Genomic DNA, 12508 nt, shown 5'->3' with positions numbered 1-12508 from the left:
TTCGGGTTTATCGTTTCTGGTTAAACCTTGTCGAGGTAGAAGACGTTCTCCATATCAAGCCTTAGGGGTGAATACCTGGAGCCGAAGACATCTATTATGGCAAGCCTAGAACTTTGGAGTGCTTCCTCCGCGTTCATACCCACGCTGTTGCACCTGTGGAGGAGGCTTTTAAGGGGAACGCTGTAGTTTGAAATAACCGTAAAGTAGCCCTCCTCAATAGCTTTTCTAAGAAAGAGAAATAGAATTTGCCAAGCTGAGGAGTAGGTGTCAAAAATTACGGAAACGGTTGACCCCTTCATTGCTGAGAGAGGAAAAACATCGAGAAGTGTCTTCATTCCTCACCCCCCATGTGGCGTCCCAGAGAACACCTCCGCCAAGAACTCCCTTGCCTCTTCGCTGAACTTGTCGAGTTTGACTTCCTTGCCGAACTTGTCATAAACCTTACCGTCCCTGAAGTTGAGCTCAAAGACCTCGTAGTGCTCCTCACTTTTCTCGTGGAGCTTTATACCGTGTCCCTTGAGGTGGTTCTCGAGGTTCTCAATGTCAACGTACTTTCCACATTCCTCGCACCTGTAGAACTGCCAGAAGATGTAGTCCTGACCCGCTAGAAGGTTGGCCTTTATGTGGTTTATCAGCGCACCGCCGAGGTACTCGTAGATGTCCTCCTGAACGAGTTTCCCATCGCTCTCAGCGACCTTAAAGCCGGCCCAAACTATGTGGTCGTTTATATCCGCGAGGGTGGCTTTGAGGTAGCGGTAGGTGAGGACAAAGCTTCCGTTCTTGACGTAGAAGACGCCCTTGTCGGGGATTGCCACGATGTGGATTCCATTGACGTCCTTTCCGGCCAATGAATCGGCCTCGTCCCTGTTCTTGGCGACGTCTATAACAACCTTCACGTTGCTCTTCTTGTGGGTTCCGATTATAGTATTCCCCTCGATTTCCCAGTGGTAGTCATCGAGGTAGCGGACCTGGGTGTAGACCTTCTTAACGCCGGGACTCAGCTCACTGTACATGCTCACCACCTGAGAAGGTTCTCGCGGGTGTTAATAAGCTTTAGCGGAAAAGCTTAAAAACTACCGTCCAAAGCGCCTCTGCCTCTTCTGGAACTCGCGTATGATTCGAAGGAAGTCAATCTTCCTGAACTCGGGAAAGTAGACGTCAACAAAGAAGAGCTCGCTGTAGGCTATCTGGTATAGGAGGAAGTTGCTTATCCTGACTTCACCGCCTGTTCTTATCACTATGTCCGGGTCAGGCATGTTTGGGTAATAGAGGTAACGCTTTATCAGTTCCTCGTCTATCTCATCTGGCTTCAGCTTTCCGGCCAGAACGTCCTCGACTATCTCCTTGACGGCATCGGCAATCTCGCTCCTTCCCCCGTAGGCCAGGGCTATGTTGAGGGTGTAGTTGGAGTACTTCCTCGTTGCACGCTCGGCTTCCTCTGCAGCTCTCCTAACGTTTTCGGGGAGCATCTCCTTCCTCCCGATGACGTTAACCCTTATGCCGTACCTGTGAACCCTCTTGTCCTTAACGAGCTCCTTGAACTTCTCCTCAAAGAGGTTCATAAGGGCATTTACTTCCTCAGGTGTTCTCTTGAAGTTCTCGGTGGAGAAGGCGTAGACCGTGAGAGTCCTTATTCCAAGTTCGCGACACCATTCGAGGATTTCCTCAAGCTTTTTAGAGCCAAAGAAGTGGCCATACCAGGGGGGCTTTTCAAGTTTCCTTGCCCATCTCCTGTTGCCGTCCATTATTATGGCAACGTGCTTGGGAATGTTCCCGGATTTAACCTTTTCAAGGAGGTACTTCTCGTACAGGTCGTAAGCGGGCTTGAAAATAATGTGAGGGACGTGGGAGAGAAGCCTGTAAATCATAACCCTCACTCAATCCTCTTCCTTGATTTAAGGTGCTTCTCGGCAAGCTCCATGTAGATTTCTGCGTTCTTCTTTGTCCACTCGATTTCCTCTTCGCTTAGCTGTCTGACAACCTTGCCCGGAACGCCGATGACGAGGCTGTAGTCGGGAATCTCCTTGCCCGGCGGGACAAGGGCTCCAGCGCCTATAACTACGTGCTTGCCTATCTTAGCCCCGTCGAGGATTACCGCCCCCATGCCTATGATGACGTAGTCGCTTATCTCAGCCCCATGAACGACCGCGTTGTGGCCTATGGTGACGTACTTGCCTATCCTGGTCGGCTGGTTGTGGGAGGTGTGTATGCTCACGTTGTCCTGAACGTTGGAGCAACAGCCGACGTAAATCTGTTCGATGTCGCCCCTTAGAACTGCGGATGGCCAGACGCTTGTCTTCTCTTCGAGAACGACGTCGCCAATTACGGAGGCGCTCTCATCAACAAAAGCAGTCGGATGAATTTTAGGTTTCTTCCCGTTGAACTCGTAAACGGTCATTCCCACCACCGGGTTATAGTCTCGGGGAGAACTTATAAAGATAACCGGGAAAATTTAGCGGGGAAAGGACTATGAGATATAGGCGAGGTGCCAGTGCCGAAAGAGAGCTCATAAAGATGCTTGAGAAAGCCGGTTTCGCCGTCGTTCGTTCCGCCGGCAGTCACCGGGTTGACCTCGTTGCCGGCAACGGGAAGGATTACCTCTGCATAGAGGTCAAGAGCACCCGCTCGGAGAGGCTTTACCTCCCCAGAGAAGACGTTGAAAGGCTCGTTTACTTCGCGGAACGCTTTGGAGGGAGACCAATCCTCGCTGTCAAATTCGTAAACGTCGGCTGGAGGTTCTATCTGCCCGGGAACCTAAAGTCAAGCGGGAAAAGTTACCGTCTCGATTTGAACGACGAGTTCCAGACACTGGACTCCCTTCTCGGAAAGCAGAGAACCCTCGAAGAGGTGATTTCTGATGAAAGTTAAAATTTTTATCATCCTGTTAATCGTTACCTTGCTCACTGTCCATCAAGTTTCATCCCAGGAAGCTCCACTCCTGAGCGTTACGGTTCTTAACAAGGAGATTCCAGCTCTGCCCGGGAGCACCGTTGTCGTTCCCTTTTCGGTGACGAACCTCGGCAACGAGACGATAAGCAACGTTACAGTCTACGTTACCGGTCCGGCGCAGGGTTTTCAGTACAGTGTCAAGGTAATACGGACTCCAATTGAACCGGGGGAGAGTTTGAACGATACAATCACGCTAAGGGTCCTCAATGTTCCCCCGGGGGAGTACAACCTCACGCTCGTTGCGAAGGCAGGAAACGTTTATTCAAGCGATAGGTTTGTCGTATCTGTTGGCGTTCTCTCGGACTACTCACTATCCGTTGAGGTCGGAAGAAGGTATATATACGGACACGATGTTGCCATCACCTTCAAGGTCGTTTCAAAGTCCAACGGGATTCTCCTCGGCTCCATAGGTTACAGGGTGATGAGTGGTGGAGTCATACTCAAAAGCTACGAGAACTCCACTTACCTCAACCCCGGGGAAGTCTGGGAGAAGACAATCGTCCTCAAGCACCCTGATATTGGCAACTACACCGTTGAGCTCTGGGCAAACCTCGGTGGCAAATATAAAAGGGTTACAAAGACTTTCGAGGTCTATCAGAGGAAACTCTCCTATGACGTCTACTTCATGGACAGTGCCATCTACGTCAGAGTTTTCAACTCAACGGGTGGGGTTCCCGGGATAGAGGTCTCAATTAATAACGCCACATTTGAAACAGACTCAAGTGGCCAAGTCTCCTACCTAGTTACAAAACCGGGAGTTTACAGGGTAACGCTGAACCTCGACGGGAAAATTGTGACGACCTTTGTTGATGTCAAGAAACTGATTCTGACTCCAACTGTCTCCAACGGGACGATTATAGTTCAGGTCATTGATTCCTCTGGACTTCCGGTCCCAAACGTCACGGTTGTTGCGTCCGGTCCACTGGGCACGGATTACGAGGTAACTAACTCCTCGGGGATTGCTGTGATAAGTTTGAAAAGAACCGGATACGGGAGCATCGTCATCAAAGCCGAAAGCGACCACTACCTTCCTGGCGAGGCAATTGTGACGGTTCCAAAGCCCTCCCCAACCACGACATCGAGTCCGACGCAGACCCCATCCAACACGACCATCCCGGTTCCTCCTAGTACGTCGGAGACTACACCGAAAAGTTCAAGCCATCTAGGGCTGATTTTAATCCTTTCAGGCATAGTCCTTGCGGGAACATCTTACTTTGCCTTTGCTCATCCCATAATCCAGGAGGAAACGCTTGACCGCTACTACTTCCTTAAGGTTCGGGCTCCCAGGCTCCGCCCCCTTGAGAACTACCGCGTTGAGAGGCCGGTTAAGGCCGTTGAAGTCAGAACAACAAAGGGCAATGCCAAGGTTGAGAACGGGAAACTAATCTGGGAGCTCGACCTCGAGCCGGGTGAGGAGGCTTACCTCCAGGCACTTCTCGGGTGACCATCTTTTCTTTAGCAAACCTTATTAAGCCGGCCGAACACATTAAGACGAAAATCTAAAGGAGGCGAGGTCCATGGTGAACCTCGAACTGCTCAAGAAAATCGTTGAGGCCCCGGGAGTTTCTGGATTCGAGTTCCTTGGAATTAGAGACGTTGTAATTGAGGAACTGAAGGACTATGTTGATGAGATTAAAGTCGACAAGCTCGGCAACGTCATAGCCCACAAGAAGGGCTCAGAACCGAAGGTGATGCTCGCAGCACACATGGATAAAATAGGCCTCATGGTGAACCACATAGACAAGGAGGGCTACCTCCACATAGTTCCGGTTGGGGGAGTTGACCCGAGAACGCTGGTTGCCCAGAGAATTCGCTTCTTCACCGAGAAGGGCGAGCGCTTTGGAGTAGTCGGCCACATTCCGCCCCACCTTCAGAAGCCCGAGGACAGGAAGAAAGCTGCGGACTGGGATACCATCGTCGTAGATGTGGGCGCTGACAGCAGGGAGGAAGCTGAGGAGCTCGGCTTCCGCGTCGGAACCGTCGGTGAATTTGCTCCAGCCTTCACCCAGCTCAGCGAGAACAGAATAGCCACTCCCTACCTCGACGACCGAGTTTGCCTCTACGCGATGATTGAAACTGCCAAGGTCCTTGAAAACCACGAGGCAGATATCTACTTTGTTGCAAGCGTCCAGGAAGAGGTAGGCCTTCGCGGAGCTCGCGTCGCTTCCTACGCGATAGACCCCGAGATAGGTATAGCCATGGACGTCACCTTCGCCAAGCAGGTGGGCGACAAAGGCAAAATCGTTCCCAAGCTCGGCGGTGGGCCCGTTATGGACGCCGTTGGTCCGAACATCAACCCCAAGCTGAGAGCCTTCGCCGATGAGGTGGCCAAGAAGTACGACATTCCACTCCAGGTAGAGGCCAGTCCGAGGCCGACGGGGACTGATGCAAACATAATGCAGATTAACAGGGAGGGCGTTGCAACCGCTGTGCTGAGCATACCGATAAGGTACATGCACAGCCAGGTCGAGACAGCCGATTTGAGGGACATTGACCTCACGATAAAGCTCGCCAAGCACCTCCTTGAGGAGCTTAGGCCAATGGACCTGACCCCGTGATGGAAAGATTTATTGGCTTTTCTTCCCTCTTTTATTTGGTGACCAGATGATAGCGGTCGTTTCCATTGGCCCCCTTGAAAGGTGGCTTATTGATGGTATTGTCCAATTCGTAAGCGATTACTACTCCCGCTTTGGGATTAGTGTTGAAGAAGTGGGTGAAGTGCCGGCCGAGCCCTTCTCGGTAGCATTCACCCCCAGGAGGAACCAGTACCTCGGACGGGTCTTTCTGCCCACGCTTTCGTCACTCGCCACTAAACTCGAAGCGATTGCCGTTGTGGGAATCACCGACCTTGACCTCTACGAGGAGGGCCTGAACTTTATCTTCGGCCTCGCCAACCCCTCGCTGAGAAGCGCCATTGTCTCGGTTCGCAGGCTTAGGAACGAGTTTTATAGCCTAGAACCCGATGAAAACTTGCTCCTTAGGAGGGCGGTTAAAGAGGTCATGCACGAGCTCGGCCACGTCTTTGGCCTACCTCACTGCCCCAATCCTAAATGCGTCATGCACTTCTCGAACTCCCTGGTAGATACCGACGTCAAGGGGCCTCTCTACTGCCCCATATGTGAAAGGAAACTCATAGAGAATCTCAGAAAGCTGGGGGTGTTGAAATGATTGAGGTTGAAGTTAAGGGATATGGTAATAATGATGTCTTTGAGAAGGTCAGGGAGAACTTTAAGTTTATAAGGAAGGAATATCATGAGGACACCTACTACCAGCATCCGTGCAGGGACTTTTCCAAAACCGATGAGGCTCTGAGGATTCGTGTAAGGCGCTTCAACGGCCACTTCGAGGCTTTCCTGACATATAAGGGGCCAAAAATTGACCCCCGGTCCAAGACCCGGGAGGAGATTGAAGTCCCGATTGAAGACCCGGATGCCCACGCGAGGATTCTGGAGTCCCTCGGGTTCAGGGAAGTTCTAACCGTTGAGAAGGTTCGGGAGAAATACTACGTCGAGAGGGGCATAACCCTTACCCTCGATGAGGTCGAGGGCCTTGGAAAGTTTGTAGAGATTGAGGCCATAACAGACGACAAAAGCAAGGTTCCCGAGCTTGTGGAGAGGCTGAGGGAAATTCTGCTTGAGCTTGGAGTTACGCGCTTTGAGAGGCGCTCCTACCTTGAGCTACTCCTGGAGAAGGGTGACTGAATGGGAAAGCTTGACGAACTCTTCGGGGTAATCAAGGAGAAAAGACCGGACACCGAAGTGCTCACCGAGATAGAGGACAGACTGCTCGTTGATGACATTCCCGGGGCAATAGCGCTCCTAGAGGAACTGGAAAGGGAGCAGAACGTTGTAATAGCGGTCAGGATGATTCTCAGGAAGATTCTCCGCATGAGGGAATCGGAAGAAAACGCCGAGATACGATTCGTTCCACTCCTAAAGAGCCTCGTTCCATACGTCAACGGCATAAAGAATGAACGTTACAGGGCCCTTCTCCTCGGAGAACTTGCCCTTGGCTTTTACGTCATCGGGGCCGAGCTGGAAGGCGACTTCGCCCTTAAGGCCTCGATAAACCTTGCCCTTGAGCATCCGGACATACTGAGGGACATAATAATGAACCTCATAAACGCGGGCCTCTTTCCAAAGGCCGGCTACGCCATGAAGTTCGTGAAGGACAGGGAGAAGCTCGACGTTGTTCTGGTTTACCTGGCCGAGGTTCTTTACGAGAGAGGCGAGGAGGAGAAGGCTTTGGCGGTGATAGGCCATATAACCAGCAACTTCCACCGGGCCGTCGCGCTTTTCCACCTTGCGGAGTTCGAGAAAACCAGAAACCGCGAGAAAGCCCTCCAGTTCGTTGAGTGGGCCATAAGGATTGCCGAGAGGATAGAGGACCCGGATGCAAGGTTCGAGCTCATGCTGAAGCTCTACGACCTAAGGCATGAAATTTTGGGTGAGCCCCTCAGCCTCTCCGAGTTGTTGGCGAGGGAAACTCCTCAGGAGAAAGGGCCGGTGGAAGACCGAGGGCCCTCGAAAGGAGAAGCGAGTGAGGAACCTTAACGCCGATTTCAACGAGCTCTTCTATCCTTTCCGCGACCTTCCTCGGTTCTCCCTGAAGTACAATTCTCCCACCGCTCAACACCACGAGCCTGTCGGCATTTCTAAAGAGAAACCTTGAGTCGTGCTCCACTATAATAACCGTTGTCCCCTCCCGGTTGAGTCTCTTTATGACATCGAGAACCTCCCTCTTGCCCCTCGGGTCGAGCTGGGACGTTGGCTCGTCAAGAACCAGATGACTTGGCTTCATCGCTATCACCGATGCTATCGCGAGCCTCTGCTTTTCTCCCCCACTAAGGTTCGGAGGAAACTCGTCTTCCAGTCCCTTAAGGCCGGTAACCTTTAGAGCCCACTCGACCCTTTTGGCAATCTCCTCTCTCGGAAGGCCGAGGTTTTCGAGTGCAAATGCCACCTCATCCTCAACTGTCATATTGAAGAGCTGGCTCTCCGGGTTCTGGAGGACGAGGCCGACGAGTGTTGACAGCTTTGGAACGGGCGTTTCGGTCGTTTTGAAGACCTTTCCAGTTTTCGGGTCTCTGATAATTACCTCCCCCGAGAATGTTCCCCTTATGGAATTTGGAATTATGCCGTTAAGAGTTAAGGCCAGTGTTGACTTTCCGCTCCCACTCGGCCCTAGGATTCCAATGAATTCCCTGTCTCCAATAGTAAGGCTAACACTATCTAGGGCCGGTTTGGTGGAGCGGAGGTAGTGAAAGGTGACGTTCCTAATCTCAATCATTTCCTGCCCACCTTCGGGAACAGAAGGAAGACGCTTATTATGAAAACCAACGTTGAGAATATCTCGAGCCTTCCAATCCACATGAGGAGTATGTAGAGGACCTTAAGGTCGAGGGGCATGGATGGAGATGTTATGCCAACGCTCAGCCCGACGTTGCCCTGAGCAGATGCGACCTCAAACAGTGCATTGGCAAGGCTTGTTTTAACCCGGAGCATCGTGTAAATTGTCCCTATAAGAAGGAATGCCAGATACGTCATTGTGAAGCTCATGACCTCCTGAATATCCTCCTCGGTAAAGACGTAGTTGCCGACCTTCCTCTTTATAACCGCCCCCCTCGGGAGGATTGCACTCTCTATCGTCCACTTCAGGCTCTCGTACATCAGAGTAACGCGGATGAGTTTTATTCCTCCCGCGGTGCTTCCCGCTCCGCCGCCGATGACCATAAGAATCGCCAGGATAAACTTTGCAACCTCAGGGTAGTTGGAGAGGCTCGTTATCTGGAAACCTGTACAGCTTATCGCCGAAACCGCATGAAACACCGCCCCTTGGAGGGCCTGTCCGACTGAATCACCCACTTGGTAGAGGCTGTAGGCAATTATAGCTATGGCTGGGATTAAAAAGATGAACATGTAACGAACCTGAATGTCGTCAAAGAAAGGTTTCAGGGACTTGCTCTTGAAAATTCTGTAGTGAACAGTGAAATTAACGGCACCCATAATCATGAGAAAAATCGTAACGGCGTTTATTGCAGGGCTGTGGAAGAAGCCGATGCTCTGGTCGTGGGTGCTCATACCGCCCGTCCCAAGTCCAGTCATGGCGTGGGTCAGTGCATCAAAAACGTTCATGCCATTTATGTAGTAGAGGTAAGACCCGACGAGGGTAAGGACTAGATAGATTTCAAATATCACCTTTGACGTGTTGATTAGGTTTGGAAGAATCCTCTCGCTCCTCGCTTCGGCTTTGTATAGCCTCGCCGCCGCGACACCCGGTCTTATCAGAATTGAGAGGGCGACAAGGACTATTCCAATCCCACCGAGCCACTGCATCCAGGCGCGCCAGAAGAGGAGTATCTTGGGGTAACTTGAGAGGTGACTCATCATGGTTAGCCCCGTTCCCGTCCATGCGCTCATACTCTCGAAGTATGAATCAACGAAGCTCATGTGAGCTATATTCATGAAGGGAACGACGCTCACAAAGGAAGCGAAGAGCCACGTAAAGGCGGCGGCAATCATTGCCTGCCTTAGATTCACGTCCTCAACCTTACTGGAGTGTCTGCTGAGCCAGGCCCCGAGGAGAATGCAGGCCATTCCAGGGATAGCAAAATACGGCACGTATTCTGCTTGATTCGGATAGAACCACACCAAAAGAACCGGGAACAGATAGGCGAGTCCGACTCCTTGGAGTATTGAACCTATAAGGTTCCTTACCACGAACAGGTCTGCCGAGACGTTTATGCGCTTTCTGAATTCTAGCATCGGCTCACCGTTTCGCGTAATGGTGGCAGGAATAAAAGGTTTTTCGTAAAGTTTAAGGGGAACCTAAGGGCAGTTGGGTCGGTGGTAAAGGTGGACGAGAGAGAAGCCCTGATTAAGGCAGGCGAGATAGCCAGAAAGGTCAAAGAGGAAGTTAAAGACCTCATCAAGCCCGGTGAAAAGCTCTATGACATAGCTGAGTTCGTTGAGAAGAGAATTGTTGAACTCGGCGGAAAACCGGCATTTCCCTGTAACCTCTCGCTCAATGAGATTGCGGCCCACTACACCCCCTACAAGGGGGACGACACCGTTCTCCATGAGGGCGATTACCTTAAGCTCGACCTCGGCGTCCACGTTGACGGCTACATAGCGGACACTGCCCTGACCTTCCGCGTTGGAATGGATGAAGATGAGCTGATGGAAGCGGCCAGAGAAGCCCTTGAGAACGCGATAGCAACCGTTAGGGCGGGTGTAATGGTGAGGGATGTTGCGAAAGCTATTGAAGAGACAATACGGGGCAAGGGATTCAACCCGATAGTGAACCTTAGTGGACATAAGGTAGAGCGCTACAAGCTTCATGCAGGAGTTAGCATACCCAACGTTTATAGGCAGGCGGATACATACGTTCTCCGGGAGGGAGACGTTTTTGCGATAGAGCCCTTCGCAACAACGGGGGCAGGACAGGTAATAGAGGTTCCGCCGGCCTTAATCTTCATGTACGTCCGCGACAGGCCTGTAAGGATGCTCCAAGCTAGGAGGCTTTTGATACATATAAAGCGGGAGTACAAAACGCTTCCCTTTGCTTACCGCTGGTTGCAGGGGTTTTTACCGGAGGGACAGCTGAAGATGGCCTTGGCCCAGCTCGACAAAGCAGGAGCAATATACAGCTACCCGATACTGCGTGAAGTTAGAGGTGGCATGGTCGCTCAGTTCGAGCACACGGTTATCGTTGAGAAGGACGGTGCATACATAACTACCTGAGCTCTTTTTCTTTGATTCTAGCCTGAAAATCTAGAACAGCGTCTTGGGTCTTGTATTTCTGAAATTTTGGAGAATTTGGAAGGGACTGGGGAACCCTTGCGGGCTCGGCAGTTGGCGCCGGGGCAGGGATTTGAACCCTGGCGGGCGGACGCCCACGGGATCTCGAGTCCCGCGCCTTCCCGGACTAGGCTACCCCGGCGCGGTCTTGGATTTACTGAGCTGTTTATAAACCTTTCCGCGAAAGATTTATTAACCTTGATTAACTAAAACAACGCCGGTTGCAAAGGTTTAAATCCCAGGAAAACCAATATACAAATTGCAGGAGGTGGCAGAAATGGTCGGAATTCAGGTGCAGGAGGTAATGACGGACAGGTTCCAGAAGATAGACATAGATGCCCCCCTTTCTGAGGCAATTGGCATCTTCGAAAAGGAAGACCCCGACCTTATTCTCGTCTTCGATGGAAATCTGTACAAAGGCGTTCTCACCCAAGACTTAATTATACGCTCCCACCTCAAGTGGGACCCAACCAAGGCGAAGGTTAGGGACGTTTACAGACCAGCCCCCGTTGTGAAACCTGATGAGGACCTCAGCAAGGCCGCCAAGCTCATGATTGAGGTTGACCTCCGCTCACTCCCTGTTGGGGAGTCGAAGGCTGAAATAATCGGTGTTATAAACGATATAGCCGTTCTTGAGAGGGTCGCTGAGACAGATTTTGGAAAGAAAAAAGTGGAGGAGTTCATGACCAAGGACGTTATAACACTCCGGCCTGACGATACAGTCGCCAAAGCCCTGGCAACTATGCGCGACCATGCAATCTCGAGGATTCCCGTAGTTAACGAGGAAGGTAGGTTGGAAGGCCTTGTAACGCTCCACGACCTTATCCTGCGCTTCATAAAACCGCGCTTCAGAACCAAAGCAGGGGAACTCGCTGGGGAGAAGATACCCCCCTTCAGCATGCCCCTTCGGGATGTGATGATTAGGGGTGTTATAACAGTTCTCCCCGATGCCAAAGTCAGAGAAGCCGTTGCGACTATGAAAGACAACAATATAGATGGTCTTGTCGTCGTCAACGAGAACAACAAAGTCGTTGGTATCCTTACGGTCAAGGACCTGCTCCTACCGATTTCAAAGATGACTGAAAAAGAGGCAAGGTTCTACCTCCAGCTCGGCGGTGACGCCTCAATCCTCAGTGACTTCACCAGGGAGAGAATCATAGAGGACATCAAGCGCTTCGTTGACGGCTACGAGGACCTGCTCGGTCAGGAGGGCATAATATACCTCTACATAAGGCGTTTTCCCGAGAAGTTCAGGGGAGTCCACCTCTACCAGGCCAGAATGAGGGTTGTTACTGACAGGGGCGTCTTCGTTGCAACGGGCGAGACCTGGGGTGCGATACAGGCAGTCCACGACGCCCTGAGGGCAATAGAGAGGCAGCTCCTCCAGAAAGCGGAACTTGAGAAGGACACGCGCTACGCTAAGCGCTTCCTTGAGAAGCTCGGTCTCAGCTAAACTCCTCGAATTCCCTTTCTATTATTCTTCTCTGCTTTTCGTTCAGAACCTCCGGGTTTATAACAAGTACTAAGGTTCCTCCCTCGGCAACGACGCGATCCTTGAGGTTCAAAAGGAACTTGATTGAGTTTTCAAAGCCGTTCTCGAGCATGAGGTACTCAAAGGCCTCGACGTATATCGTTCTATACCCCTGTGCCAGCGCGCGGGCGATTAAATCGGTGAGTATCTCTATCTTCGTTGGACTTATCGCGTAAATTAGGGGCTTCTCCTCAAGCTTACCCTCCTTGGCGCGGGTAATCCAGAACAC

Annotated in this window: 15 protein-coding genes and 1 tRNA gene; 8 read left to right on the top strand and 8 right to left on the bottom strand. The window is 51.6% G+C overall.

Features of this window, described 5'->3' with window-relative positions; translation table 11 throughout:
- Positions 1 to 20: 20 nt before the first annotated feature.
- Genes F7B33_RS00185 through F7B33_RS00170 form a run of 4 tightly spaced genes read right to left on the bottom strand, consistent with a single transcriptional unit; the run spans position 21 to position 2398 of the window.
- Positions 21 to 335 carry a hypothetical protein gene (locus F7B33_RS00185; protein ID WP_297072438.1) on the bottom strand — a complete coding sequence of 105 codons (315 nt, stop codon included), beginning with the start codon at positions 333 to 335 and terminating at the stop codon, positions 21 to 23.
- A gap of 3 nt (positions 336 to 338) precedes the next feature.
- The gene (locus F7B33_RS00180; RefSeq protein WP_297072501.1) at positions 339 to 1013 is read right to left on the bottom strand and encodes a TBP-interacting protein; all 675 of its coding nucleotides are present in this window, start codon (positions 1011 to 1013) and stop codon (positions 339 to 341) included.
- 60 nt (positions 1014 to 1073) lie between these two features.
- On the bottom strand, positions 1074 to 1868 hold the full coding sequence (uppS, locus tag F7B33_RS00175; RefSeq protein ID WP_297072499.1) for a polyprenyl diphosphate synthase: 795 nt from the start codon (positions 1866 to 1868) through the stop codon (positions 1074 to 1076).
- 5 nt (positions 1869 to 1873) lie between these two features.
- The gene (locus F7B33_RS00170; protein WP_297063946.1) at positions 1874 to 2398 is read right to left on the bottom strand and encodes a gamma carbonic anhydrase family protein; all 525 of its coding nucleotides are present in this window, start codon (positions 2396 to 2398) and stop codon (positions 1874 to 1876) included.
- A 71-nt stretch (positions 2399 to 2469) separates the two neighbouring features.
- On the opposite strand from F7B33_RS00170, the gene hjc reads away from it, so the two are divergent.
- The 6 genes from hjc to F7B33_RS00140 all read left to right on the top strand — a co-directional run bounded on the left by hjc (position 2470) and on the right by F7B33_RS00140 (position 7502).
- Complete coding sequence (gene hjc, locus F7B33_RS00165; RefSeq protein WP_297063917.1) at positions 2470 to 2868, top strand: Holliday junction resolvase Hjc; 399 nt, start codon at positions 2470 to 2472, stop codon at positions 2866 to 2868.
- Complete coding sequence (locus tag F7B33_RS00160; protein WP_297072436.1) at positions 2858 to 4393, top strand: hypothetical protein; 1536 nt, start codon at positions 2858 to 2860, stop codon at positions 4391 to 4393. The genes hjc and F7B33_RS00160 overlap by 11 nt, the downstream gene beginning before the upstream one ends.
- A gap of 73 nt (positions 4394 to 4466) precedes the next feature.
- Positions 4467 to 5507: a lysyl aminopeptidase gene (locus F7B33_RS00155; RefSeq protein ID WP_297063922.1), complete on the top strand. Its 1041-nt coding sequence runs from the start codon at positions 4467 to 4469 to the stop codon at positions 5505 to 5507.
- 46 nt (positions 5508 to 5553) lie between these two features.
- The gene (locus F7B33_RS00150; protein WP_297072434.1) at positions 5554 to 6117 is read left to right on the top strand and encodes an archaemetzincin family Zn-dependent metalloprotease; all 564 of its coding nucleotides are present in this window, start codon (positions 5554 to 5556) and stop codon (positions 6115 to 6117) included.
- Positions 6114 to 6650, top strand: coding sequence for a class IV adenylate cyclase (gene cyaB, locus F7B33_RS00145; RefSeq protein ID WP_297063927.1), 537 nt, complete (start codon positions 6114 to 6116; stop codon positions 6648 to 6650). The genes F7B33_RS00150 and cyaB overlap by 4 nt, the downstream gene beginning before the upstream one ends.
- A complete protein-coding gene (locus F7B33_RS00140; RefSeq protein ID WP_297072432.1) occupies positions 6651 to 7502 on the top strand; it encodes a hypothetical protein in 852 nt (283 codons plus the stop codon).
- Here the strand turns inward: F7B33_RS00140 and F7B33_RS00135 are convergent.
- Positions 7405 to 8238, bottom strand: a complete 834-nt coding sequence (locus F7B33_RS00135; protein ID WP_297072429.1) for an ATP-binding cassette domain-containing protein — start codon at positions 8236 to 8238, stop codon at positions 7405 to 7407. The two genes, F7B33_RS00140 and F7B33_RS00135, sit on opposite strands and share 98 nt — an antisense overlap.
- Positions 8235 to 9713, bottom strand: coding sequence for a TrkH family potassium uptake protein (locus F7B33_RS00130; protein WP_297072427.1), 1479 nt, complete (start codon positions 9711 to 9713; stop codon positions 8235 to 8237). Before F7B33_RS00130 ends, F7B33_RS00135 begins: the two co-directional genes overlap by 4 nt.
- Before the next feature lie 90 nt (positions 9714 to 9803).
- Here F7B33_RS00130 and map point away from each other — a divergent pair, with 90 nt between their 5' ends.
- Entirely contained in the window at positions 9804 to 10691 is an 888-nt protein-coding gene (gene map / locus F7B33_RS00125; RefSeq protein ID WP_297072424.1) for a type II methionyl aminopeptidase, read from the top strand.
- 112 nt (positions 10692 to 10803) lie between these two features.
- On the opposite strand, the gene F7B33_RS00120 is transcribed toward map, so the two are convergent.
- Positions 10804 to 10890: transfer RNA gene (locus tag F7B33_RS00120), tRNA-Ser, on the bottom strand.
- Between the two features lie 135 nt (positions 10891 to 11025).
- Here F7B33_RS00120 and F7B33_RS00115 point away from each other — a divergent pair.
- Positions 11026 to 12201, top strand: coding sequence for a CBS domain-containing protein (locus F7B33_RS00115; protein ID WP_297065337.1), 1176 nt, complete (start codon positions 11026 to 11028; stop codon positions 12199 to 12201).
- Here the strand turns inward: F7B33_RS00115 and F7B33_RS00110 are convergent.
- Positions 12194 to 12508, bottom strand: a 315-nt coding sequence (locus tag F7B33_RS00110) for a DUF835 domain-containing protein (RefSeq protein WP_297072421.1), incomplete at its 5' end; no start/stop codon positions are given. The genes F7B33_RS00115 and F7B33_RS00110 overlap by 8 nt on opposite strands.

Source organism: Thermococcus sp., assembly GCF_015523185.1.
In the GTDB taxonomy this organism is placed as follows: Archaea; Methanobacteriota_B; Thermococci; order Thermococcales; family Thermococcaceae; genus Thermococcus.
This window is presented reverse-complemented; position numbering and strand designations above follow the sequence as displayed.